General features: G+C 42.7%; 19 protein-coding genes and 1 pseudogene. 8 read left to right on the top strand and 12 right to left on the bottom strand.

Annotated features, from left to right (window positions below):
- Positions 1–185: 185 nt before the first annotated feature.
- From V7K55_RS22640 to V7K55_RS22620, 5 genes are all read left to right on the top strand, one after another.
- Positions 186–581, top strand: a complete 396-nt coding sequence (locus V7K55_RS22640; protein ID WP_334834896.1) for a hypothetical protein — start codon at positions 186–188, stop codon at positions 579–581.
- 406 nt (positions 582–987) lie between these two features.
- Positions 988–2,757: a WD40 repeat domain-containing protein gene (locus tag V7K55_RS22635; protein WP_334834895.1), complete on the top strand. Its 1,770-nt coding sequence runs from the start codon at positions 988–990 to the stop codon at positions 2,755–2,757.
- Positions 2,758–3,187: 430 nt separating this feature from the next.
- The gene (locus tag V7K55_RS22630) at positions 3,188–3,748 is read left to right on the top strand and encodes a Uma2 family endonuclease (protein WP_334834902.1); all 561 of its coding nucleotides are present in this window, start codon (positions 3,188–3,190) and stop codon (positions 3,746–3,748) included.
- A 108-nt stretch (positions 3,749–3,856) separates the two neighbouring features.
- Positions 3,857–4,048 (top strand): hypothetical protein, encoded by a 192-nt coding sequence (locus V7K55_RS22625; protein ID WP_334834894.1) that lies wholly within the window; start codon positions 3,857–3,859, stop codon positions 4,046–4,048.
- A gap of 91 nt (positions 4,049–4,139) precedes the next feature.
- Positions 4,140–5,291, top strand: a complete 1,152-nt coding sequence (locus tag V7K55_RS22620; protein WP_334834893.1) for an AI-2E family transporter — start codon at positions 4,140–4,142, stop codon at positions 5,289–5,291.
- 235 nt (positions 5,292–5,526) lie between these two features.
- Here V7K55_RS22620 and V7K55_RS22615 read toward each other — a convergent pair whose 3' ends face one another.
- On the bottom strand, positions 5,527–6,558 hold the full coding sequence (locus V7K55_RS22615) for a serine hydrolase (protein ID WP_334834892.1): 1,032 nt from the start codon (positions 6,556–6,558) through the stop codon (positions 5,527–5,529).
- 430 nt (positions 6,559–6,988) lie between these two features.
- Here V7K55_RS22615 and V7K55_RS22610 point away from each other — a divergent pair.
- A pseudogene (locus V7K55_RS22610) lies at positions 6,989–7,857 on the top strand (sulfurtransferase).
- On the opposite strand, the gene V7K55_RS22605 reads toward V7K55_RS22610, so the two are convergent.
- From V7K55_RS22605 to folK, 3 genes are read right to left on the bottom strand one after another with little or no spacing between them, the layout of a single operon-like run.
- A complete protein-coding gene (locus V7K55_RS22605; RefSeq protein ID WP_334834891.1) occupies positions 7,854–8,693 on the bottom strand; it encodes an ADP-ribosylglycohydrolase family protein in 840 nt (279 codons plus the stop codon). The pseudogene V7K55_RS22610 and the gene V7K55_RS22605 sit on opposite strands and share 4 nt — an antisense overlap.
- A 7-nt stretch (positions 8,694–8,700) precedes the next feature.
- Entirely contained in the window at positions 8,701–9,249 is a 549-nt protein-coding gene (locus V7K55_RS22600; RefSeq protein ID WP_334834889.1) for an NUDIX hydrolase, read from the bottom strand.
- A gap of 37 nt (positions 9,250–9,286) precedes the next feature.
- Positions 9,287–9,835: a 2-amino-4-hydroxy-6-hydroxymethyldihydropteridine diphosphokinase gene (gene folK, locus V7K55_RS22595; RefSeq protein ID WP_334834887.1), complete on the bottom strand. Its 549-nt coding sequence runs from the start codon at positions 9,833–9,835 to the stop codon at positions 9,287–9,289.
- 288 nt (positions 9,836–10,123) lie between these two features.
- Between folK and V7K55_RS22590 the strand changes: the two genes are divergently transcribed.
- Together V7K55_RS22590 and psb35 are read left to right on the top strand one after the other, a co-directional pair.
- Positions 10,124–12,466: a transglycosylase domain-containing protein gene (locus V7K55_RS22590; RefSeq protein WP_334834886.1), complete on the top strand. Its 2,343-nt coding sequence runs from the start codon at positions 10,124–10,126 to the stop codon at positions 12,464–12,466.
- A gap of 197 nt (positions 12,467–12,663) precedes the next feature.
- A complete protein-coding gene (gene psb35 / locus V7K55_RS22585; protein WP_334834885.1) occupies positions 12,664–12,891 on the top strand; it encodes a photosystem II assembly protein Psb35 in 228 nt (75 codons plus the stop codon).
- 54 nt (positions 12,892–12,945) lie between these two features.
- Here psb35 and V7K55_RS22580 read toward each other — a convergent pair whose 3' ends face one another.
- The 8 genes from V7K55_RS22580 to V7K55_RS22545 form a co-directional block, all read right to left on the bottom strand.
- Complete coding sequence (locus V7K55_RS22580) at positions 12,946–13,368, bottom strand: tellurite resistance TerB family protein (protein ID WP_334834884.1); 423 nt, start codon at positions 13,366–13,368, stop codon at positions 12,946–12,948.
- A 57-nt stretch (positions 13,369–13,425) separates the two neighbouring features.
- Positions 13,426–14,817: a 16S rRNA (cytosine(967)-C(5))-methyltransferase gene (locus V7K55_RS22575; protein ID WP_334834883.1), complete on the bottom strand. Its 1,392-nt coding sequence runs from the start codon at positions 14,815–14,817 to the stop codon at positions 13,426–13,428.
- Positions 14,818–15,021: 204 nt separating this feature from the next.
- Entirely contained in the window at positions 15,022–16,476 is a 1,455-nt protein-coding gene (locus V7K55_RS22570; RefSeq protein WP_334834900.1) for a glycoside hydrolase 100 family protein, read from the bottom strand.
- 616 nt (positions 16,477–17,092) lie between these two features.
- Positions 17,093–17,902, bottom strand: coding sequence for a DUF928 domain-containing protein (locus V7K55_RS22565; protein ID WP_334834882.1), 810 nt, complete (start codon positions 17,900–17,902; stop codon positions 17,093–17,095).
- 92 nt (positions 17,903–17,994) lie between these two features.
- Positions 17,995–20,343 carry a CHASE2 domain-containing protein gene (locus tag V7K55_RS22560; RefSeq protein ID WP_334834898.1) on the bottom strand — a complete coding sequence of 783 codons (2,349 nt, stop codon included), beginning with the start codon at positions 20,341–20,343 and terminating at the stop codon, positions 17,995–17,997.
- Between the two features lie 177 nt (positions 20,344–20,520).
- Positions 20,521–21,489: a DUF1822 family protein gene (locus V7K55_RS22555; protein WP_334834881.1), complete on the bottom strand. Its 969-nt coding sequence runs from the start codon at positions 21,487–21,489 to the stop codon at positions 20,521–20,523.
- Between the two features lie 92 nt (positions 21,490–21,581).
- The gene (locus V7K55_RS22550) at positions 21,582–24,305 is read right to left on the bottom strand and encodes a CHAT domain-containing protein (RefSeq protein WP_334834880.1); all 2,724 of its coding nucleotides are present in this window, start codon (positions 24,303–24,305) and stop codon (positions 21,582–21,584) included.
- A gap of 118 nt (positions 24,306–24,423) precedes the next feature.
- A complete protein-coding gene (locus V7K55_RS22545; protein ID WP_334834879.1) occupies positions 24,424–26,733 on the bottom strand; it encodes an AAA family ATPase in 2,310 nt (769 codons plus the stop codon).
- Positions 26,734–26,816: the final 83 nt, after the last annotated feature.

Raw genomic sequence — 26,816 nt, 5'->3', positions numbered from 1 at the left:
TTAAAGAGATACAAAAACCATATCTAAAACTGGAAATTTTGCATAGTTTTTAATGATAACGATAATTATCCTCATAATGAGAATTGCTGAACTTTCGTAGAGCAATTATACTTAACCCCATTGTAGGAAGTATTTTGGTAAGCAATTGTGCGAATCTAGCAAATAACTTTTCTTTGGATAGACTTATGGCTAAGAAATCTCAAACAAATCTAGAACAATACCAAGATGTCAGATTATCTGCCACCACCAGAATCTGGGTCATTACAGTCGCCATTCTCGGAGTTTGCGTCCCACTGTCAGCCGTTACTAGAAGCGGTGCGATTCTCCCATTAGTTGCTATTGGTGGCGCAGCTGTTGGTACAGTTGCTGTTTGGCGTTCTGATGAGCAAGAATCAAAAACTAACTATTTGCAACAGCAGCAAATAGAACTGTTAGAGCGGAGATTAGCGAATTTAGAAACAATTGTTAGCAGTGATGACTTGAACTTGCAAATGAAAATTAAACAGATTGAGGCAAGAGATACTTTTGGCGACTCTTCTGATGTAAGTACTATCCCCAGACAACCAAAACGCAAAGGTTAAAATTAGCCGAACTTTACCATTTACGCCAATTTAAGATAATCTCCCCGAAAAACACCGTTACTAAGTCAGTCTAGTGGAGGTATTTGTTGACTTAACGTTGCCGCAACCTTTAAAATGCCTCTCATATTAAACTTTACTTTGCAGCTAGAAGTGTTTCCTTAGAAACAGTATCTTGTTATCCATCTCCGTTAGAATTGACTGACATCATTTAATTCTATATACTTCAACTGCATCAGTTTATGAAACGTCTAAGTGCTATCCATCTTTATCTTTCCCGAAAACATCTCCCGATGGTTGTGTTTTATTAGACTACTAACATTACTGAATTTTTAATTAACTAAGGTTATAAACTTGAGTAATTGCATTGGTATAGCTTACCGTAGGTATGCAATAGTTTGCCGCAGGAATGCAGATGGATTGGATTAGCTTGCTTAAAGCTCAACAAACTGACTTCCTTCAACGTGTGAAGAAACCTAAAACTTACGACTTATCTTTATTGGAAAGTCAAGTCAAAGGTTGTCACACTGAAATTATGGCTTTTTGGGGCGAGCCATTGGCTAGACTCCAAGAACTTTCTCGCCAACAAGCAGAAGTTCTCGCCAAAAATCCGCCGCCGATACCGCCTGAATATCCTGAGCCTCCCGACTGGACGATACCTTTTCCCAAATACTTCCAGCAACAAGCCCAAGATTATCTTTTGCGGGAATTAATCGTTGATGGGGTGATAACTGAACGTTTGGGAAAATTGGTAAAAAAGGTATCACAAGATACTTTGCAAAATATGGTTTTAGATGATGAAGGAAATTTGTGTGGCGAAAGCAAATTTTCTTATGTATTAAAAGATAATCCTCAGCTAAGTGTTCAAGTTTATGTTGCTGATGGAGAAAGTTTTAATGGTATTAAGAAAGACAAAATTAAGTGGTCGGTTACTCAAGAAGATTTAAAAAATCACCAAGTATTAATTTTTCTCTGTTTGTTTTATCCATCTACAGGTCAGTTAGGATACGAAAGACAGAGTATAATCACAGGCTTTTTACCTGCTAATCAAATTGAAATTACTGAAACAAAACTCTACATTAATCCGAGTAACTTGTTATATGCCGGGGGGCTGAGTTGGTATTTAGAATCACTTGTTGGTAAAAAAGACACGTCGCCAGTAATTAATGAGATAGCGATCGCAGATACAATACAGACTTTACCATCAGAGCATTGCCTTAAGGAGGTAGTTGGTGACTGGGAATGCTGGCAAACTTTGCAAGGACACAACAGAGGAATTAATTGCCTAGCTTTCAGTTCTGGGTGTAAGAATGGTAAAGCCTTACCCATATTGGCAAGTGGTAGTCGGGGAGAAACGAAACTCTGGGATTTAAGCAAGGGTGAATTAATAGATACATTATCAGAGTATCCTTGGGTGATATCTGGGCTGGTGGATGAAGTGAATTCCCTAGCTTTTAGTTCAGATGGACAGACTTTAGTGAGTTGTGGTGCAGATTCCACAATTAAGCTTTGGCACGTAGGTGCTTTAGACTTGATAGATATTTTACACAAACATAATGGGGTAGTGCGGTGTGCTGCCTTTACCCCAGATGGGAGAATGTTGGCTACTGGTGGAGATGACAGAAAAATTCTGTTTTGGGATTTGATGCAGCGTCAAGTTGCGATCGCACTTTCTCTAGATGATACAGCTGCTCATTCCCTAGTTTTGAGTCGAGACGGGGAAACTTTAGTTACAGGTAGCTATCGCAAAATCAAAGTTTGGCGAACTTTACCCCAGACGGGGATAAAAAGTTTAAAGGACGCAGAACCACTGCATACCCTTATGGGTCATTCTCACATCGTTCGTTCCTTAGCGATTAGTGCAGATGGTAGAATACTCGTCAGTGGTAGCTGGGATCAAACGATTAAAATTTGGCAATTGGAGACTGGGGAATTATTGCATACTCTGAAAGGACATAGAGATAGAGTATATGCGATCGCACTAAGTCCCGATGGACAAATTATCGCCAGTGGTAGTGCCGATAAAACCATCAAATTATGGCATTTACAAACCGGGGAATTGCTAGGTACGTTTACAGGTCATGGGAATATAGTCACAGCATTAGCTTTCACAGCTTCCGGCGAGATGTTGGTTAGCGGGAGTTTGGATAAGACGATTAAAATTTGGCAACGCAGTTGAAATAATATCAAGTTCGCATAATTTAGTTATAATTCCCACCGTCATTGCACCCCACACGCCAGATGCTCCACTTGGGATTGCGACAGGTGGATGTTTATACAGGGCTGAATCCCGGATTTCTCACCACATCTCTCAAAGCCTGCGCTTGTGCAGGGGAGCAGGGGAGCAGGGGAGCAGGGGAGCAAGGGAGCAGAGGTGAGATATTGTACAATTTCTTTCCCCTCTGCTCCTCCGCTCCTGTGCCCCTCTGCCACTTCTTCGCTTAAAGCTTGTGAGAAATGCGGGTGAATGTGGTGATTGTGCTGCTAGAGTTGCATCGCTATGCCCAAATAAAAGACGAAAGATAAAATTTGCGATCGCACTTAGTACCAAAATATCTGTCACTTGGCGATCGCCCATAATAAAACCATCTCCTCTATATTATTTGCTTATGGCGATCGCAACTCAACCCCAACTAACTTTAGACGAGTTCCTCAAACTGCCAGAAACTGAGCCAGCATCAGACTTTATCAACGGCGAAATCATTCAAAAACCCATGCCTCAAGGTGAACATAGTTTACTCCAAACTACTCTTTGCGAAACAATTAATGGCATAGCTAGAAGTCAAAAAATTGCTTACGCTTTCCCAGAACTGCGGTGTATTTTTGGCGGTGCTGCGATCGTTCCTGATGTGTCTGTATTTGGCTGGGACAGAATTCCTAAAACTCCATCTGGCAGAATTGTAAATCGCTTTGAAATTCATCCCGACTGGGCAATTGAGATTCTTTCCGCAGACCAAAGGTTAAAAAAAGTGTTAAGTAAATTATTGCATTGTTCGCGCAATGGTACTGAACTCGGCTGGTTAATCAACCCTGAAGACGAAAGTGTGCTGGGGATTTTTCCTGGACAGCGAGTGGAATTATACGAAGCTACCGATCAATTACCCATCCTAGAGGGTATTGAGTTGGAATTGACTGTAGAACAAATTTTTGGTTGGCTGAGTTTGACGTAAATAAAGCGATTGCATTTCCTCAAGAAAGTTGCAAAAGATTGTATGTGTAGGTTTATTGTAGAAACTGGGCGATACAGCCCAAATTCGTATATCTGCACAAATATTTTTATGGAAAATCAACTAGGATTGGTTCTGAAACTGCTTTTACTCTCGGCTTTGTTATCGGTATTAATTAAGTATGCAGGGCCAAATCTATCAATTCCGGCGACAGCAACCAACGCGCTGATTATAATATTGTTGCCGATTGCGATTATTGCGATCGCGCTCCTGTGGCGATTTCAAGCACAGAAACAAAATTAACTTGGGAGCATCTACGCACAAGTGACTAAAATCAGTTAATCTAGCTGAATTACCAAAAAATTGCATCTCGCCAACCGTTGGGAGTCAGCCTGTGAACCTCGGTCAATGGATCGGCTTAATCGCCATACTTCTTTCTTTATACATCCTGTGGCAAATTCGGGAAGTGCTTTTGCTCATGTTTGCCGCAGTTGTGCTAGCCACGACTTTAAATAGGCTAGCGAAACGCTTTCAACGCTTTGGAATGAAGCGTGGATTCGCTGTACTCCTAGCAGTAGCTATCTTTTTCGCAGGCGTTGTGGGTTTTTTCTGGCTCATTGTGCCGCCATTTGCCCAGCAGTTTCAAGAACTAACCTATCAGGTTCCTAAAGGGTTTGGACGCTTTAATAGTTGGCTTGATGCCCTGAGAACTCGTATTCCTGACCAGTTAGTTGCATACATCCCAGATATCAACAGCCTCATCCAACAAGTACAACCCTTCGTCAATCGCTTGCTGGGAAACTCTTTTGCCTTTGTATCTGGCTCTTTGGAAGTCGTCCTCAAGATTTTGCTAGTGTTGGTTTTAACAGGAATGATGTTAGCCGATCCCCTAGCTTACCGGAAAGTATTTGTGCGGCTTTTCCCCTCATTTTATCGACGACGGGTAGATGGGATTTTAGATCAATGTGAAGTCTCCTTGGAGGGATGGATTACAGGTGCTTTCATTGCCATCTGTGTGGTGGGGGTGATGAGTTTTATTGGCTTATTAATTTTGCATGTCAAGGCAGCACTAGCTTTAGCGGTTTTAGCGGGATTTTTTAACTTAATTCCCAACCTGGGCCCAACGATGAGTGTAATCCCAGCAATGGCGATCGCCTTCTTAGATGAACCTTGGAAAGCGATCGCTGTTTTGATTCTCTACTTTATCATTCAACAGATTGAGAGCAATTTCATTACGCCCGTTGTGATGGCGCATCAAGTTTCATTGCTACCCGCCATAACCTTAATTGCCCAGCTATTTTTCGTCACTTTCTTTGGCTTTTTAGGATTATTTCTAGCGCTACCTCTGACTGTTGTCGCTAAGATTTGGTTGCAAGAAGTGTTAATTAAAGATGTTTTAGATGAATGGGGAAATAATCATAATAAAGAGACTGAGTTGGTGATAACTTCTGAATCTGCGAGAGTTAATGATAATTGGACAGCAAATAGTCCCCCTGTGAATCGGGAGCGACCAATTGATGATGATATCGTGCAAAAAGGAGATTAATTAATTTTAGATTTTAAAAGCGATCGCAGAACTGGTCAAATAATATATCAAAATTAAGCATGCATTGTTATCAAATTATTTAGTTCAGCAACTAAAACGTCCTGCTATTTCCATGTTTATCGCGTAGTTTTTTAGCGTGCGGCGCGGCGTAACCGCGCCATTGCTTGTGACAGATCCGTAAGTCCTCTCTATAAAAGCCAAAATTTAGAATTTATGCTTCATGTCTAACAAATAATTAGGGTAGATTACTGATTTTTGGCTGATCGAAGTAGCCATACATTACCCGTGAAACTTGACGAATAAAATCCTTAGCCCTAATGTCATTATTTGGTCTACGCACGAAAATTCCTGCTAAATAACGCTTACCGGATGGCGTTTCAATGATACCCGCATCACCTAATACAAATCGGAGAGTACCTGTTTTATGAGCAATATTTGCACCAGAACCTAAGCCAGATGGGAGCAAACTTTTATTGTGACAACGAATCATAATCCCCAAAACTTGGGATTGACTTGTATCAGAAATTAACTGATTATTTGTAACTAAGGCTGACAGTCGTACCAAGTCTTTTGCACTAGTTTTATTAGTTCCTTTAAAGTCTCCAAGCATATTGTGAATCACAGTACTTCGTAATCCCCAAGTGCGAAACTTTTGATTTAATTTAGATGCACCACCTAATCGATCGATAATCATATTTGTAGCAGTGTTATCACTAATCGTCATCATCTTGGTTGCAGTTTGCAAGAGACTCAGCTTAGTTCCCACTCGTTGATATTGCATATCGCCAGAACCACCAGTGACATGTTTCCGTCGCATTACCAAAGTTTCACCTAGTTTGATTCTTCCTGCATCTACTTCCTGAAACAAAGCAATCAAAATTGGATACTTAATTGTGCTTGCAGCAGAAAAAGCTTTATCACCGTTAAAATTAAAATAATCCCCTGTTTGTAAGTCCATAAAAAAGATTCCGGGAGTAAGGAATCTATAGCGAGCCATTAATGCTTTAATAGGAGTTTTTAGTTCTGATATCTCGCGTCCCAGAGGAACTACACCAGTGAATTTAGAATTATTTATAGGGTTGACAGAATCGCCCAGAGGAACCGGAGGAATAAATTTCAGTTTTGGGAGTTGTAAATCAGAAATAGCCGGTTGATTTGCACTCCAGTCATTTACATTGCCAACTTGATTTGTGTTAGGATTCGCTTTTGCAGGGGACGATAGTAAAAGAATACTTGTAAAACTCAGTAACAACCAGCGTAGTTTCATGTAGTGCTGTAAGGATAGTGTTGGATTTATTTACAGAGATTTTCCGAAGAAGTTAATGAGATCCGGATTGATTGACATAGTAATCACTAAGATATCCCATATCAACAGAGATTCGTAACAGATTCATTGACCTATTGAAAAAAATAATTATACTAAAAAACACAAAGTGGAATATACAAAAGATGCTTAGATAACATCAATTAGTTATGTAATTATACAAGTACTAAGAACTAATAATTATGTTTTAATTTTTCTAGCGATTATTTATACATGAATCATATTTGATTTTTGAAAAAATATAAGTATCTGTAGGGATGCACAAAAGTTCTCTCGTAACATTCAATATTCATTCTTCTGTGATTTTCATTCCAAAATGCAAATCTACCGAGCGCGATAATGCCTAATGGTACGATAACAGAAGCATGAAAGCGTGAATACAAAACTCCTCATTTCTCCTCAAGAACTCACGTCGCTGTTAGCAGAAAAGTCATCACAGGCTGTCATTATCGATACGCGAACTCCTGAAGACTATGCTATTTCTCATATCCCTACATCCATAAATATTAGAGATTTTTTCACCTATCTTTTAGAGAATTCCAACCCAACAGGATTAAAGGAATTACAAGAGTATTTTGCAGAAATTATGAGCAAGCTGGGAATATCGGGTGTAGAACGATTAATTGTGTATGAAGATGCTTTAAATAAAGGTTATGGTCAATCTTGTCGAGCAGCTTTCTTACTGAAGTATTTGGGTTGTACTCAGGTATCTTTTTACAGGGAGGATATAGAGCGTGGCTGACAGAAGGATTGTCTACTACCGATGAAGTACTATTACGTGAAAGCAGTATATTTAGATTGCATCCCAATGCTGACATGATGGTGACTACTGCCGAGATGTTGCAAGCAGTAACCAATCCAGCAATTATAAAATTAGATGTGCGCGATCGCAATGAATGGCTGGGACTGAGTTCTTCTCCCTACCATCCTGATTTTTGTCCTCGCAAAGGTAGAATACCTAACTCAGTCTGGTTAGAATGGCATCGGCTGATGAATTCGGAATCGGAAATCCCCACGTTCCGTTCGCCAAGTGAAATTATCGAAATTTGTCAGTCTGTAGGTATTACTTCAGAGTCTATTGTATACGTTTACTGCTTTAAGGGTTCAAGGGCTGCTAATACATTGATAGCCCTTGAAGAGGCGGGAATTTCTGCCAGAAATTATTTTGGCTCATGGAATGAATGGTCGCGTGATTTATCACTACCGATTGATAGTAAAGTTATGCAAGCAACAGAAAGTTAGAGAACTGATTTAAGCTGCATTAGCTGCTTATCCAACTCGATAAGGTAATCTCTACCGTAAGTTCCATTTTCTAACCCTGTGACTAGATGATGAGGAATGTCTTGTGTGATTTCCTCGCTACAAGAACCAGCAGCCAGTGCGATCGCAGCTACTGTATCTACATCTCCAGTAAAAGCGATACAATCTTGTAAAAGTTGGCTCATACTGTCATTTCGCATCACCGCAGTAATTGCTGCCCTAACACTCATCCAGCCTTTGGATTTTACTTTTCCTTCCCAAGGTTTATTCCACTCTCCAGATACATAACCTTTAAGAAACTGTCCTAATTTTTGTTTTGCTCCCAGTCGATAGATAAAGTAATGCGACATTAGGGCGGCGGCAACGGCAGCATTGATTCCATCGGGTGTATTGTGGGTAATTGCCGCTTGAATTGTTGCCGCCTCAATTACTTTTTCTGGTGTCGAATAGATGCCAATGGGGGCTGCACGCATTGCACCCCCGCTTTTATCACTCTCAGGGTTAATTTTGGTTAAAAACTCATCCCCATCCTGAATTTCTCCCAGAAAATGGTAGAAGTTTCGAGAATAACCTTCTCTCTCGTCGCGTTTAAAAGCTCTAACAAAGCTATCGGCTAAAACTTCTGGTGTCCACGCTGCTTGAGCAACAATCACTTCGGCAATGGCAATGCTCATCTGGGTGTCATCGGTGTAGCAGCCAGGAATGAGTCGAAAACGGGGATGTTGAACGTATCGACTCAAATCGTTGTTAACGATTGCCTCATCAGCATATTCAAAACCTGCGCCGTAAGCATCTGCAATTGCTAATTCTAGCAGCATAAGGGTATTAAGCTAAAAATGGACGCGCCAGAAAAAAGCTAGAAATTGATTTAGCATCTACCGGTTCTCCTTCCAGAATCGCTTTCTCTAATTCTTCGGGAGTCAAAAACACGGTTTCGATATCCTCGTCTGCATCTTGTGCTGGTGGTGTCTCCAGCTTTTCTAAATCTCGCGCCAGAAAAGCATAGATAATTTCATCAGAATAACCAGGCGCTAGGAAAAATTCGCCCAATTTGTCCCATTTTTTGGCAGTATAGCCAGTTTCTTCTTCGATTTCGCGCTGTATTGTCTCCAAAGGTTCTTCCTTTGCTTCCAAAGTTCCTGCCGGAAATTCTAATATCCGTCCCTGAATTGCAAAACGATACTGGCGCACCAGTACAAGTTTACCTTCTGGTGTCACTGGTACAGCTAGAGCGCCACCAGGGTGACGAATACATTCCCATTCCCCTTCCGATTTATTCGGCAAACGCAAGCGATTGACTTCAAAATCAAACTTGCGTCCTTTATGAAACAAGCGTTGTCTTAGTAGTTGTGGTAATTCTCTACCTAATGGCATAGTAAAATCTGATTATCTGTTAAGTACAGAGGTGATATCAGTCTTCTTCTGTGTTTAAGGATGGTAATTTTAATTGCCCATCAATTAAATATACATCAGAACAGTCTACCTCTTTCAGCAGTCCTTTAATAACACACCCAGAAACTGGTTCTATCCAATCTGGGGCAATTTCTGCCAGTGGTACTAACACAAAGGCCCGATCCCGCATTCGTGGATGGGGAATTTGGAGATTTGGTGTATCCAGGATAAAGTCATCATATAATAACAAATCCAAATCCAGGGTACGCGGCCCCCAGTGTTCTTGACGCACACGCCCAAATTGTTGTTCAATTCCTAACAAAATTTCTAATAATTGCTGGGGTAGCATCTCTACCTGCAATATGATGCAGCCATTTAGATAATCTGGCTGTGGTGGCCCCACAGCTTTGGTTTGATACCAATTCGATCTAGCTTCTAAAATAATTCCTGGGGTTTGGGCTAAAGTTTTGATAGCTGCTTCTAAAAGCGTCTGGGAATCGCCGATATTACTACCAAGGGCGACGGCGCTTCTTTTCGGCTGAGTGTAGGCGTAGTCCAACCCAGGCATTGCCCTCTCCTGATGTAAGCTATTTTCGGAATGTCTTTGTGGATACTTCTATGTACTTGTATTCCGAATAGTTAGGTAAATTGCAGTATTTGTTACAAAATTAAATTAACCAAATCTAAAAAACATTATTTTATGGTGAATTTAGTTAATTATTTATAGGATATTATACTAACACAATGGTGGTGCTATAACCCCAAAGCTGATTGATGGTGGTTAGATATTTACTACTTTGAGCGAGGAACTGACGTGGGGAAGCTTACCTCCTGGTTCAAGCGAAGACCAACTAATATGAGTGACTCTGGACAAGGAGGAACAAATGAGAGCTTACCACCAGCACATCTGGCGCAGACGAGGCAGTTACTGAGCAAAATGAAAATTTTACCATCTAGGATGAAGACCAATCAGGCAACAGGCAGTAAACCACTCTATCGTCGCTTATGGTTTTGGGCAGGTTTAGGTGTAAGTGGTGGGATAGTTGCCTTCATCTATGGCATCAGTCTAATAGACCGCACTTTGCCAAATCAGTCCGAGTTGAATGCTGTCTTGAGAGAGCAAACACTGACAATCAAAGCTGCTGATGGAACTATATTACAACAACAAGGTGAAGCGACCAGAGAACAGTTAAAGCTAGAACAAATACCAGATAATTTAAAAAAAGCTTTCATCGCCTCAGAAGATAGAAGATTTAAACAACACAATGGAGTCGATCCGCAGGGGATTATCAGAGCGAGTTTGAATAATTTGCGATCGCAAGGTGTGGTAGAAGGTGGTAGCACCATCACCCAACAGTTAACGCGGATTCTCTTTTTGAAACAAGAACAGACAATCTGGCGCAAACTCAAGGAAGTCCGCCTCGCCCAAAAAATGGAGCATGAGCTAACCAAAGACCAAATTCTAGAGCGTTACCTGAATCTGGTTTATTTGGGATCGGGAGCTTATGGTGTGGCAGATGCAGCCTGGGTATACTTTAGTAAATCGCCAGATCAGCTTTCTCTTGCGGAAATGGCAACGATTGCAGGATTAGCTCCTGCTCCTAGCTTATACGCCCCAGACAAGAATCCCGAAGCGGCAATCCGGCGAAGAAATCTGGTATTGCAACGGATGCAAGAGGATGGAGTTATTACACCAGAGCAAAGACAAGCAGCAGCCCAAGAGCCACTAACCCTCAAAAGCAGTGTCCCCAAGCGAGTGCAAGTAGAATCACCCTACTTTACCAGCTACATCCAAAAAGAATTGCCGAAATACGTTTCTTCTAATGTGCTAAAAAGTGGGGGTCTAGTAGTGGAAACTACGTTGAATCCGACTTGGCAGAAGGTAGGAGAAGAAGCAGTCGCCAAAACACTGCGAAATCAAGGACGCTGGGAGAACTTTAAGCAAGCAGCAATGGTGGCCATTGACCCTCGGAATGGCGAAATTAAGGCAATGGTTGGGGGAAAAGACTTTGGTAAAAACCAGTTTAATCGTGTAACCCAGGCACAACGGCAGCCAGGATCGACATTTAAAGGGTTTGTATATGCTACTGCGATCGCTAGCGGTAAAAGCCCCTACGATACCTATGAGGATGCACCCCTTGTAGTAGATGGTTATGAACCAAAAAACTATGGTAAAAACTTCCACGGTTCAATGAACATGCGAGATGCCCTCACCCGCTCTATTAATATTATTGCGGTGAAGGTATTGATTGATGTGGGATTTGCCCCAACGATTAAACTTGCCCATGATATGGGGATAAAATCTGAACTCAAGCCCACCTATTCCTTAGCTCTCGGCTCCAACGAAGTGAATCTGCTAGAATTGACCAGCGCTTATGGTAGTTTTGCTACTCTTGGATTGCACACAGAGCCTCATGGTATTACTCGCATCCTCAACCGCCAAGGCAAGGTGATTTGGTCAGCTAATTTCAAGTCTCAACGGGCCGTTGACGCTGATAGTGCCGCCATCATGACTTGGATGCTACGCAATGTCGTAGAAGCCGGGACTGGTGGTGCTGCTCAGTTAGATAATAGACAAGTTGCCGGCAAGACCGGCACCTCCGACGAAGCCCGCGATTTGTGGTTTATTGGCTACATTCCCCAGATGGTGACAGGGGTGTGGTTAGGTAACGATAATAACCGCCCCACAGACGGTAGCAGTAGTAGCGCCGCTTACACCTGGCACGAATTTATGGAAAAAGCGGTAGAGGGGATGCCTGTAGAAAAATTTCCCAAACGACCCAAGTTAGAAGGTCGTAAAGGTACTATTAAAGCCCAGGCAGTCAAGCCGAAACAATTGCTGAATCGTTCTATTTCTGCTGATGAGGACTCAGAAGAGGAAAGTTCTAGAAATTCTAATTCTGAGGATAGTGATTCATCGAGGAGACGTAGAAGCAGGAGAAGCTATTCTCAAAAAGACGAGCAATCTAGCGACTATACCCCAAGACGGAGAAGGCGCGATCGCAGCGAAGAATCAACTTCCAGTAACTCTTCTTCAGAATCATCTACTCAACGGCGGCGCTCTAGAAGAGTAGAATCTGATTCTTCCCCGTCTGGAAGAACTCGGCGATCTTCCTCTCCCGACAATAGTTCAGGTTCTTCAGGTTCTTCATCGCCACAACCATCCTGGCGGGATCGGCTTAGACCACCTCAGCAATGAAGAGTGGGTATTGGGCAAAACAGTTCTGAGGGCTGAGTTCCGTTAGCGGTAGCGGGGCATTTAGCCCATGCTGAGTGCTGAATCCTCACTCAGGACTCAGAACTCAGGACTCAAAACTAAACTCCAGAGGGATGTTAGGTGATACGCTCATTTTATAGTGTGTTAAATACTGTTACCTAACCTTGGAGAGAATACTCATGCATGTATTTATGCAAACATCAGCACCAGCCATAGATGCTGCTCCTCATTTTCCCTTAGCTTTTACCTTGGTATATGTCGTTGGTTTTATTGCTGCTGTAACTATTGGTTCAATAGCTTGGTACAACTCAAAACGCCCCGCAGGTTGGGAAAGCAAAGAGCGTCCTGATTTTGTGCCGAAAGTTGATAAAGAAGAAACTCCGGGTGTGGGTAAACCGAAGTCATAATTTAGTTATTAGTCATTTGTCATTAGTTATTAGACTAGAGACTTTTGACTGTGATTAGTTTTGCACTTCAACCCAACGGCGGTAAAGCTTTTGAATTTGTTTGAGAAGTTTAGTGTGAGCCGGTTGAGTTGAATCATTCGGCTTCACTATATCCTGCAATTCCGTCAAGAGTCTGGCTTCTTCGACGGCAACTTCCCCATCGCTATAAATTAAGCCACTGATGGCTTCAATCAGATTTTCACAATCTTCAAGACTGGGGCGATCGCCTAAATACTCCTGCACCCACTCATAGCACTCTTTTGGCTGTACAGGAACTAATTCGTACAGCCAAGGCTTAATTTCTGGATCGTTAGCCAAACCTTTTGCTTGGGCTATTTCGCGGAGATATTGCCGTTCTTCCGGCTGGATTCTGCCATCAATCCAGGCGGCTCCAATCAGGATTTTAACTAAGTTTTTGACATTGGAAGGGCTAACCATTGCTGCCTCCTCTGGTAGATTAAGACCTCCACCAAATCGTACAATCCTAAACAGTATTCATTCGGAATTATTGGTTTTTCTTAAGCGAACTATAAAAAAGCCATCCATGTCTTGTTGATGGGGCCAGACTTTAAACCAACCTTGAGGCGTGCTATGGACAAACTCAGGTAACTCAAAGCCCCCCGGAGACTCAATTTGCCAATCAGGTGACTCAGCTAAAAATGCCGAAATCACTTCTTCGTTTTCTGCTGGATGCAATGTACAGGTGGCATACACTAATACACCACCAGGTTTGACAAAAGTTGATGTATGTGTTAATAATTCTTTTTGCAGCCCCGAAAGTTCCAGGACAGATTCTGGTGTCTGTCGCCAACGAGCATCAGCATGACGGTGCATGGTTCCCAAACCGGAACATGGAGCATCAAGTAATACCCGATCTGCGGTGTTTTGAAATTGGTTGAAGTGGCGGCTGTCGCCAGTGTAAATTTGAATAGATCGCAAATTTAGGCGTTGAGAATTTTCTTGAAGTTTGCGAAGACGAGAGGAAGTGCGATCGCAAGCCCAAATTTTTCCCTTATCTGCCATCAACTCAGCGATGTGGGTTGTTTTACCCCCAGGTGCAGCACAGACATCAATTATCACCTCATCTGGTTGGGGGTCAAGCAAATGACTTACTAATTGGGCGCTACTATCTTGTATAGTCCACCAACCTTCTTTAAAACCAGGTAGTTTTTGAATTGACCCAGTATTACCAATAAATCGTAAAGCTTGGGGTAAATGAGGAATCCGGTTTACCAAAATACCAACAGATTGCAAAGCCGCCTCAACTTCATCGATGGAAGTGCGAAGAGGGTTGATACGCAAGTCAATTGTTGGTGATTGGTTCATCCATTCACACAGTTGTTCTGTCTCTTCAAAATCCAGTTGTTCTAACCAAACTTGAATAATCCAGTCAGGAAAGCTGTGTAAAATACCCAAGCGTTCCACTGGGTTTTCTGGAAGTTGTAACGGATCAGTATGGAGAGATGAGACAGTGTTTTCTTCCCCTGCCTCCCCTACCCCCCCTGCTTTTCTAAGATACTGGCGTAATAGACCGTTAACAAAACCCGTGAGTCCAGAAAAACCGTTTTCTTTAGCTAGTTGGACTGTGGTATTAACAGCAGCTGAGGCGGGAATACGCTCTTGATAACGGAGTTGGTAAAAGCCCAGATGTAAGATGGTGCGGAGGTCTGGTGGTTGTTGATGAGATTTCTTTTTGGCGAATTGATCGATGAGAGTATCAAGAGTGCGCTGCCTTCTAACACTGCCATAAATTAATTCTGTCACCAAGCGGCGATCGTTATCAGGCAAATTAACTTTTTGCAGTACTCTATCTAGAGCAACATCAGCATAAGCCCCCTTATGAACATCTCGCAGGGCGATAAAAGCTAGTTGACGGGGGTTTGTCATGGAAACAAGATTCAGGAGTCAAGAGGCTTTTGTATTTTAACTCCCAACTCTTTAGAGTGTTCCAAAAAATTTGGGTTAAGGATTTTTAGTACTGATTTTTGACCTGTAGAGACGCGAAATTTCGCGTCTCTACCAAAGATTTTGGGCTTAACTTAACAGGATTGCAACTGGAAGTGTCTTTAATTACGAATTATTTTAACTTCCCTATCGAGTTATATAGGGGTCTAAACTAGCGATTTCAAGCTCACATGCTCTCGAAACCTGTTCTGCTGGTAATTTACCAAAGCTGATTAATGGTAAATAAGTGGGGTTTGCCATCAGTTCTTTTGCCAATAAGAATCCAGTAATTGTCCAAGTTTGATATTTTCTGGCTTGTTTGCCAATCAATCGCCCTTTCTTACCGTCGTAATATTCTGGCCATTCATCTGTACTGAGTCGTCCTTGGGCAGTTTCAATAGCCTTTTGTGCAAGACTTATTTTGTTAGTTTTCACAGCCGCAGCTGCCAACATCCACATTAAAACTGGCCAGCTACCAGCATTATGATACGACCAGGGGATATTTTTGGGGTCACATCCAGTTACAATTCTGTATTCTTCATGTTCTAAAGCTGGAAAACAAATTTTCATCGGCATATCTCCCACCAAATCATCCCATCGTTCCTCAATGAGAGTCATAATCGCTTGTGACTGTTCTTCGGTGGCTAAGTCTGAAATGATTGCCATTAAGTTTCCGAGTGAAAAGAAGCGAGTATCTAGCTGCGACGGCCCAACATTACCGGCTAGATAACCACCTTTTTTGGGCAGCCACTTATCTAATTCATAATAGGGAACAGAATCTACATATATGTTGAACAAATTAACAGCAGCCTTGCCATATTCTTCACCTTTGAAGCGATAAATTTCATTTAGGCGATTAATATCTATCCAATAATGCTGGCGAATATGAGCGCATAAAAGAGGCAATCGGTTATCAATGGCTGCAACAATATCAGAATTCCCTTGGCAAATTAGCAGTTCACGAGATGCACGCAATGCCGTGTAAAAAAGAACTTGCAGTTCTAAAGGATGCCCATAAATGCCCATCCGACGGTCAATCATACAAGCACCATCTGGAACCAACAGCGTTGGGTACATATCAAAACGATTCGCCAAGCAGATTTCCATGATTAACCTGATTCCATTTTGGAATTCAGGTTGATAAGCCAAAGAAAAATCTTCTGTAGCGACTACATAAGCACGCAATAAAATAATCCACCATAAACAAGAATCTACTGGTGTAACTCTAGCGATCGCATGTTCGCCAAAGTCTGCTTCTAGATATTCTTGTCCATTGTCCAATACAACTTTGAAGCTAGCTGGTATTAATCCTCGTCCCGGCTTGTAGGCATCTAATGCCTTTTCTTTAGGCTGTAACTTTAAGGTTTCTTCTAAGAAATTACGAACAATATCTGTTCTACCTTTGATCAGAAAAATTAGACCGGAAGAAACAAAATCTCGAACAAAGCACTGGTCATAATTGAGTGCCTCTACAGATGAATCATAAGCGGCTACCGTACCAACGGGGCGACCTTGATAGTAGAGAACTGATTTTTCTAGCGTTTGCCATGCTTCTTCCACTTCTTTTAAATTTTCAGTAGTTTCCAATTCGTTTGGGTGCATCGCCAGAATAACTCCATTCGGGTTGTGAATTTGTGGTAGATGCGGATTCATTTCTTATTTTTGCTATTCTCAGCATAACAAAAACGATTCTTTGAATAGCAAATATAATTTGGAGAAAATTAATCAACTAACAAGTAATAAAACTGCTGACATTTATGCAGTTTTATTGCTAGTTAATTTGTTTATAATCGATTCCTCTTTTGGTGAATTTATAGTTGTTCTCCACCGCAAGTAGTAATATGATTATCAAAACAGTCACACAAGATATATTTTTAGATTATTTCTTGTTCTGTTTCATGCCCAGAATCTTTGCTTTACCAAACAAAAATATATCTTCAGTGCTGTTTAGGGTTTGTGTGAAGTTAAAACTGGTTACAGTATATTTGCTTGAGCAGGATTAGTTTTTGACACTAAGAGGTCAGATTATTCCCCTATATCATAATAATTTATAACTTTTTTTCAGAATATGCAAGATAGACTCTTTAAACGGTGAAGATGTCAATACTTCTGAAGAGTTATATATTTTACCCTGTTGTTAAAAAATAGATAAAGTTGAGCTAAGGTTACAGGAATACCCGGTAAGCGTAGAGCGTCAGTTCCTTTAGGGCTGAGAGTGTCAATCAGAGAAAATTGGTTCTGCTGCAATATCATCTAAATGCGTGCTGCCGAGCAAATTGTGCCACTCTGTTTGCAGTGCTGCATCTTTAGGATTTTTCTGGCGCAGTTGAGCCAGTGTGGTCAGTGCGTCATACCATATCCCGTTTTGGGCATAAATAGCATAGCGCTTTTGAAGTTCTGTTGTTTGTAGCTCTTTGACTATGGCGGGATTGAGTTCGACTCTTGTTATTACCCCTTCGACATAAGTCGGGGGAGAATTCTTTTCTTGGTCACAGTTAATGGTGAAAAACCAGCGATATTGTTTGTTTAGTTCCAAAGCAGGAGCAGTGGTAGGCAGAGAAACACCGATGACTCCTGGTTTTTCTGGTAGAGCGATCGCTTTTTTATAAATCTCGTTAGAGTCCCGATCTTGCAGCACAAATTCAACTGCATAGGGTAAGTCTTTGGTATATGGCACATAGAAAAACCAACTTGGGTGTTCTACCGTTGTCTTTCCCCAGACATTGATTACTGAGTCAGCTTCCTTAGTAAAGGACACTAAAGCAGTCAGGTCATGTTTAGTAATTGGACATCCACCAATGCTGCGCTTCGCTCCACCACGAATGCGACCTCCAGGAGGGGGGCCGGGTGGAAGTACGGGTTGATTATAAGTTGTGGCTTGAGCAAGGATCGTTTTAGCATCAGAGCGAGCGCTAGGTGAAGAAACAAGAGTTGGTTTCGCCACTACTGGAGTCAGGCTAACTAGTAAACTGGTGCAGCTAAAAACTACTAATATAAACAGTTTTATCGGCTGTGAATTTGACTTCATAAAAACCCTTCCTTAACTATGTAAGCCTTGTAGATTTATCTGCTAGTTATCCAAAAATTTAATCAAAAAAATCTTTATCTATTTCCCATTCCCTATTTAGGGACTTCCACCCGCACTTTTTTTGCTGAATTATAAACTGACATCAGGCTAACTGTGGCTACCAGCGATAAAATCGATGGGATAAATGGTACCCAAGCACCCGAAATTAACAGACCAAAACAGATTATATAAAGAACACCAGAGGTAATACTGACTCCCAATGCCAACCAAGGCAAGGAAAGCTTTTGCCAAGCCCAAACTCCTCCTAGCAAAGACCAACCCCAAATCCAGACCACCTCAGACCACAGCGACCAAACCCGCAGTAACGGCCGCCCATCCTGCACAGCACTGAGGATCTGGCTAATCATCTGGGCTTGTACTAACACTCCTGGCATTTGCTCGTCTAAAGGAGCGCCATAAGGTGTAGCCCAGGTGTCTTGAGAATCCCCTTTTGCTGTCACACCAATCAAAATAATTTTGTCTTTAATCGCACTGGGGTTAATTGGACTAGCTAAAAATTGGGTTAGCTTCACCTGTTGGGCTATCTGTTTTGGAGAACGGTAGTTAAGTAAGATTTGACCGCCATTAGCATCAATTTCGTGATAGCCCCCAGAACGAGACTTCAGACTCGGAAAAATAGTTTTACCGAGTTGCAAATTCCCTTCAGGGGTGAACTTTGGTTGAATTCCTGAAGGGCGGAGATACAAGGAGGCTAGTTGTAGACTGAATGCAAAGGTAGCAGGACACAACGATGTCGGCTCCTGGTTCATGAACAGGAGATGGCGACGGATAACTCCATCAGGATCGTGAATAAAGTCACTGAATCCCAGATTTATTTCGGGGATTTCTGGTGGCGGCTTAATACCTGTGATATTTGCTCTGCTATCACTTCCTTTACATACGCCAACTAAGTTCGGAGTTTGTTGAAGACGAGTAATTAAATCTGGTTGTTTGGCTGGAAAATCACGGTAAATATCCAAGCCGATCGCATGGGGATGGTATTGATTCAGTTTTGCCAAGACTTTATTGAGAGATTTTTCGGAAATGGAAGCTCCAATTAACGACTCATTATTTTGTCTTTGAATTGCCAGATCGCCATCGTCAATTGTGATTACCAGCAGACGCGAATCTAGGGCCTCTGTTGGGCGCGATCGCATCATCTGGTCAAAAATGGGAATTTCTAGACTTTCTAGCCAACCCAACCATCTCACCCCAAAAACCAAGCCTGTAATCGCCAAACTGGATAACAGGGTTGTCGTTAATCTGCGTCTGGTAGACAAACTGGTAGACAAAGCTAAATTCGGTTTCTCTTCAGGTTTTGTTGTAGACCATAATTTATCCCAAGTGGGTGGTGTCTGGGCTGGATTTTGGCAAATCATTGGTAGCCAAGTTGCACAGGGAAATCGATCTTCAAGTCCTTGCAATCGTTCTCGTGCTTGGCGTACCGCTTGATATAAAGACTCGCCACCAGCAAAGCCTTGGAGAAAATACTTTAAGAATTCCTTCGCAACCTGGTCTGGAACCGGTTCGCGCATGACAATCATCTGAGGGATTTGCAAATCAGCCAATTCTCGTGCCAATCCCAATCCATCACAGGAGTTGAATATAGCTAGTTGCAAACCGTTTTCAATGGCTTTCCTGAGAGCGTACTTTAATTCGCCAATGGTCAGACTATCAGTTTTATTCAGGTAAATTCGTCCGCTTTCTCCATTTTTGTTACTAGAACTGTGTCCTGCAAAAAAGAGAATATCCCAGTTTTTTCCCCAAAGCTGCTCAGTTAACTCTTTACGTTGTGGTTCTACCAAAAAACTGACATCTGCGTTACTACACTGTTGCAGTAGAGCTTGATCTGCCTGGGTGTCAATCCCCTGACTATTGCCTACAATTGCCAAAATATTGACTAATGGATTTAAAGTACGTGGCTTATGAATGCGATCGTAAGATGGTGAGGAAAGGGCGATTTCAGCCTTGGGGTAGCGTTCTAATAAGTCCCACAAATGCCAGGGTAATAGCTGCAATTGGCTATTTTCTGTTTGCAAAATCACTCGCACTTCTTCGGTGGACAACAATCTTTCTAACCATTTTTCTCTCAAGGGGCGAAACTCTTCTGCTCGCAACCAGGTATTAAAGCGGGCCCGCAAGATATGGGAAGTGTTTTCGCAGTCTTGAATCATCGATACATTCGTCACCTGCATTTTGTCTGCATGGAGGCGATAACGATTGCCTATCTGCCGATAACTAGATTGCCAATGACTGTAATAGAGCGGCATTTCGGGAAATGAAGGGAGCTTCCCCGTAATTTCTGTTGTAGCCCGCTCGTGTTCTTCACCAATTTGGAGGGTGACAGCAAACCCTTGCTCAAAACTACCCTCTCCGAATTTCAGAACTACTAACTTACCCATGACTGTCGCTATCTCCCTGTGCAAAACCATGCCCTTTATCTAATACCCGATCGCAAACTAAACAAGACTTCACAGACTTTTTTTTAAATCTCCAAAAGCCGCCTTGAATTTGTAATTTTTAATTAACCAATAACCACTTAATAAATTACCGACAAACAGGGAAGATAGCTAGATATTTCAAATTCTAAAATGTTCGGTAATGCTAGTATCATTGATTGCTACCCTAACGCTAAATTGCTCTGTAGGTTCACCACGAAATTGCAACTGAATGTAGTTGTCTAATTTTCTCGATTGAGCGTCTAGAAATACTTCTCCCGAACTATCTAGAACAGTAAGATGAACTCCGGGCGGTAGGTAGATTTGATTCCCAGTGGCGTGCAATTGGAGATGAATACTGGTTTGTTGATCCTTTTCGGGGCTGATTTCCACAATCAACATTACAGGTTGGTTCAGAATTTGGATACCCAAATCAATCAGTTTTGCGCGTTTAGTAATTGGTTCTGGTCTATTGAGGGCATTGAGTTCGACAGTTTCAGTACTGCGAAAGGTATAAGTTGGTCTGAGTTCCGGCACATTCCACAGGGATTCAATAGTCTGCCAACCTGCTTCAAATATACCAGCAAACCACTGGCTTAAATTGACGAGTGAACTAACTGGGAATTGGCGCAGCTGATCCAGGTGGTCGATAAAGGCTTCTAATGGTTGCAGTTGTTCTAAAGGCAATGTTTCAGTTGCGACACTAGGAATAAAACCAAGTAGCTTGGCTTCTTGGAGCGATTCATCAAATTGAACTACTAAATAACCCACCCGTTCTTCCCAAGTTTCTGGAGGAATGGAACACATCTGCTGATGCAGATGGACGGGGCGACATTCCAGACGACCAACTGAGGGCACTTCTAAGTCAGCTACATTTGCACAGAGGCGCATAATGGGGTTCCAAATGTCACCAGCTTGGAGTTCTGTAGGAATATCCATCATTTCCAAGTAGTCATTCACCACCCATACAGCTAGCGTATTCAGCCGAACTTGCTCTGCTTTTTCAGAATTTGGCTGTTGGTTAGCAAATTCCTGGGCAGTTCTGCGAGCTAATTGGGAAATCGGCAATTTTAAAGCGAAATCGTCTAGCTGATAGGTGTAGTTACTCATAAGTCAGTTTCTAGTGATCGATGCTGCTGTGTACATATCATCTGCATTCAATAAATTTATGCCACAAAATAAGAATTAGAGGTTGTTTGAAATTACAACCAGTTGCCAATTAATACATAGGCAGACCAAAAGCTTGGTGCTTTGTAGTTAGGATGTTTTAGCAGTTTTAGTTGGGCCCGGTGGACAGCTTCGGCTTTGGAGATTTTGCCAGTCTTGAGTTCTTGATAGAAAGCACCAACAAACATTGCCGTCGATTCATCATCAATCTGCCACAGGGAAGCTATGGTACTGCGTGCGCCGGCTCGTACAGCTGCTCCTGCTAGACCGAGTGCTGCACGGGTGTCTCCTGCTGCTGTTTGGCAAGCACTCAAAACTAATAGCTCTACTATGGTTTTTCCGTGACTGCGAAAGAGAGTATCAAAATCTTTAACATTAATCTGACCATCAAAATCCAAAATAAAAGTGTCTTCAAGGCGGGAACTAAACTGACCGTGGGTTGCTAAATGCACTATGTTGAATGAAGCGCCACTAATTTGACTTTCTAAATTCTTCTTCTTAAAATCTCCATCTATTAGGCTAGTTGTTGAGACTCCTGCTTTGGTAATGCCGTTAAATTCAGATTTGATTGCAAGCAACGGTGCAAACTTTGAAAAACCTGGTGGCGGCTGAGTTAATCCTGCGGTTAGCGCTCTTAGCTGCTGTTTTACTAATGGTTTCGGGTCGAGGAGTTGCAGCCCCACACTCAGAGCAATTGCGTATTTCTCTACTAAATATTTCTCACCATCATAGAGGGCTGCCATTGGTAAATTGCGTAAGGGGCCATCTAGGACAAACACTAGGGTATCTACTTTACTTTTTTGCAATTGTGATTCAATGGGTTGAAGCAGCCAGTTGTAAACTTGATGTGCCTGGGTTTGGACGAGTTTGGTAGCGGTGGGATTGACAAGATTTTTTCGCAGGTCTAATAACAGTTCCTCTACTGCTGTGCGAGAAATGGGAGTAGTGTAGCTTTGGAGGGGTTGTTTGGGAATTTTGACAATTACCTGGAGTTCGTTTTCAAGAATAATCGGATAAAGGATGACAGCCGTGGGATTATCTTTGTCTACTACCCGATCGAGGGCTACTTTCTTATCTTGTAGGCAAGCTTCCCGGAAGAAGTCATCCAATTCTGCTAGTTGGAGTGCTTCAATCCGTTGGCGGGCTTTCTCCAATATTTTTTGATCTGATTTTCCTTCTTGAGATTTCAGCAGTAACTCTACTGACTCTCGGTAGACGGGTTCTACACTGTCCCGGAAGTTGAATTGCAGATCCTGGTTTACTACATCTTTATTGACTACTAAATCTTTGCGGAGAGACTGGAGAGTTTCCACAGCAGCATCATACGCTGCGATCGCACCCTTAATATCTTTTTGTACCCGCAGCAATCTACCTAACTGCCACTCCAATGTATAGGTAACTTCTGGTGCATTGCTGCTCTGTGCCAAAGCTAACCCTTGCCGGGTAAGGTCTTGCGCTTCTGACCATTGTCCAGTTTCTTCGTACAAGCTGCCTAAACTCTTCAGTGCGTAGGCTTCTGCCCGCTTGTCACCTAAACTGCGAGATTTCTGGATGGCGGTGGCAAGTAATACTGCTGACTCGTGAGTGCTGAGTCCCAAGTAATAGTTTTGGCTCGATGCTTGCAGTACTCCACTCTTGACTTTCGCCATACTTTGTGAAAAGTTGACGAGAGCATAAATACTAGCGCGGCTAGGGGGGAGTTGCTTGAGTTGTGATTCAATCAACGGCAAGAGACTTTGCAGTTGTGCCCATTGTTTATCTTCAATGAGTAGACTGAGGTGATTGAGTTGTGCTTGAACTTTTATTAAGGGTGGGGGAGATGCTGCAACGGTTTGTTGATAATAAGCGATCGCCTGTAGCTTATTCTGTTGTTGACGGGCATGATTCCCCAGACTGAACAGACTGGCGGCAATATCAGCGCTTGAGTGCAGATGTTGAGCAATCATCAGACTTTCTTCTAACGCCTGACGTGATTTTTTCAAATCGCCCGCTACCAAAAGGGTATCACCGAGCGATCGCAAACTCACTGTCTTTTCTCTAGAGTCTGGTTGAGATTTTAATACCTGACTGACGCGATCGAGTGTTTTGATTGCGCGGGGGTAAAATCCTTGGGTTCGCCACGCCTGTGCTTGATTGATTAGCGATCGCACCACACCGCTTTGATTATCTGCTTGCCGATAAATTTCTTCTGTACGCTGCCAAGTTGCTAAAGCTTCCTCAGCCTGTCCCATTCTCAGTTGAAGACGACCTTGAATATCTAGTGCTTGGGCAAATATTTGCAGATTTTGGTTTTCATCCTGTCCTTTGAGCAAATTCAAGCTCTCTGCAATTGCCTGTTGTGCCTGACTCCATTCACCAAGTTGCTGGTAAGCTAGGGAAAGATTACTCAGTGTCACTCCCAGCTTGATGCTTTCCCCTTGCTGCTTGTATACTTGGACAGCCTGTTGTAAGATTTCTATTGCCTTGGCAAAGTTTCCTGCATCGTATAAAACTTTGCCTTGCTGGAGTAGTGAGTCAGGGTCAGCGATCGCAGCTAGCGACGTAAGGCTATTAATTGGTAGTTGAAATGAGGAATTAATTGAACTAGGAACCCTTGCCAGCGCGGGTGAACCAAGGATACATAGCAGAGCCATCAGGAAGTATAAAGGCAAACGTAAAAAGTGAGCCGACGGGTTCTTCTTCCAATGTCCAGGCTGCTTTTGCCTTTTAACTTTTACAGAATTCGCGGCAACAATCCTAGTTGTTTTAGTCATAAGCATGACAATAGATAAATGATAACCAGGAACGCACAGGATTTACTGTAAGTGTTTGGGCTACTAGGGTAATGTTACCATTCCCATCCATTACTCATGCATGAGCTTTTGCGATCGCTCTACTCTACTGCTGCAAAACCCAACGGCGAAACAGTTCTACCATAATCCGCCAACTTCCCTGAGTTTCTTCAACCACATCATGACGCTTCAGAGTATTCAGCGCTTCCTGTAAATCGTCGTCGTTCATACCTGTAGACTGAGCTAAGGCATCCAGATTTAGCCCTTCTAGGTGAGGTGCAAGTACTCGTACAATTGCCTGTTGACCCTCAGCACCCCGCGCAGCCTGACCCCAAACCCCATCAAAGTAGTAGCGTCCCCGCTTGAAAAACTCAGGGTCATTGATAACTGCTTCCACATCTTCTACAGTGAAAACTGGGTCACGCGATCGCCCTTGCTCAAAAACAAAGTCATTGTAGCGGCGCACTAGCTGAAAACCCAGCAGTTGCACTAAATATGGTTGACCATGTGTCAAAGCATAAATTTCATCTAAAGCTTCCGGGATGTAGTCGAGTGGGAAGTCTTCATTATCTGGGTTAGCAAGAATTTTGCGGGTAGCTGCACGTTCTTGAAAGCCGACATGAATAAGAATAACGCTGGCGAAGAAGGGTTGAAAATAATCTGCCGTCATCTCCTCCAAGGTGTGCAAACCAGCAAAAGCAAAGGCGATTTTAGAACTCATTTGTACCAAACCGCGCAGAAAACCCATGAAATCTATAGGGATTTTTTTCGCTTCAATCAAATCTTCAATTTTCTCGAATTCGTCTAAGGCGATAATTAACCCACCTTCTAGCTGTGCTTCCACCTGTTTTAAATAGCGTTCAAAAGTCCGGTAAGGGAGATTTAGTAAATCAGCGTCAGATGGTGGTGAAAGTTTCACAGTTTCAGAAATTTCATCACAAATTGCCATTAACACCTCACCTACACCTTGGGGACTATCTCCCAAACGTAGCAAGTTGACATAAGCTAGCTGGATTTGTGAGCCTAGACAGTTAGCAGCGTTAACCAGAATAGAAGTTTTGCCCATGCGCCTGTGACCGTAGAGAACTACAGACTGGAGTTGATTACCCATCAGCCAGAGTTCTTCTAACTGTCTAATGACATCTTCTCGCCCAACAAAGAGATGACCTTGAACGGGGTCGCCTACAATATAAGGATTAACCACAGGCTTGGTGATGGAAATTTCTCCCACTTCACCAGCGATTTGTAAAAGGCTTTTTTGCCAAGTTTGAGCGATGTCTATGATTAACCCTTGCTCTGCTTGCGGCAAGGTATGAGCTTGATTTATGATATTTGTCAGTTCGCCTAATGCTCTATTAAAAGCTAGAGACCTGGCTAAACGTGATACACTATGAACGACAAACTGAACATCCTCAACAACTCGACGCAGATTAGTGAGAAATTTCCAGGTATCTGGACGCAAAAGCGGTTCTTGTGGAAAAGAAGAAACTTCAATAGCAGCAATAGAGACTGGTTTTTTAGCTTCGTAAAACAGCGTTAAAGTTTGGGCAAGGACAACCATCTCCTCTCCGTAAAGTAGAGAACGCACTTTTGTAAAAACCTCTACAGCTTGTGCTGGTTTTTTTTCATGCAGATACCAGAAACCGGCAGCAGCACAGGCAGGAATATCTAAGTGACTGGAGGCTGAGACTAAATATACTAATTGCCAATCAAAGGGATTTTTTGATAGCCCAGATATACGCCAAATAATTTGCTCTGAGGGCATTTTGGCAAGTACCCTATTGACTGCTTGGACAACAGGAATAAATTGTAGAGTATATGCCAACAATATATTACTATTATCCAAACCTTTTTCCCAATCATTTTGCAGCCAATTTTCCAAGTACCAGACAAGATTAGGAATAGGAAGCGGAGTAATGCGAGGGAGTAGCCAGCTACCGTTTTGAATTGTTCGCAAGTTTAAAGTTGAACCAATCAGCCAGGTTTCTGGACGCAGTACCGCCACGCCTCCTGCCACACCTCCTGCCACGCCGAACGCCATGCCTTCCACCACACCTCCCGCTATGCCGAACGCCACGCCTACCGCCACACCTCCCACCACGCCTCCCACCACACCTCCGTCCACGCCGAACGCCATGCCTCCCGCCACGCCGAACGTAACGCTTCCCGCCACACCTCCTGCCACACCGAACGCCATGCCTCCCACCACGCTTCCCACCACGCCGAACGCTACACCTCCCACCACGCCTCCTGCCACACCTCCCGCCACACCGAACGCCACACCGAACGCCACGCCGAACGCCACGCCGAACGCTACACCTCCCACCACGCCGAATGCCACGCCAAACGCTACGCCAAACCAGTTAACGCGAATGTTTACTGCCTGAAAAATTAGACCTATAGCTATAGAACCCATTTGACATCTTTTACTGTGTTGAAGTAAAGTGACGGCAAAAGTCGTATCCAGCAGTTATGCCATACTCTAGCAGCCTCACAGAT

Source organism: Nostoc sp. (genome assembly GCF_036919895.1).
Lineage (GTDB): Bacteria > Cyanobacteriota > Cyanobacteriia > Cyanobacteriales > Nostocaceae > Nostoc.
Note: the sequence above shows the minus strand (reverse complement) of the source record. Positions and strands in the feature narration are given on the sequence as shown.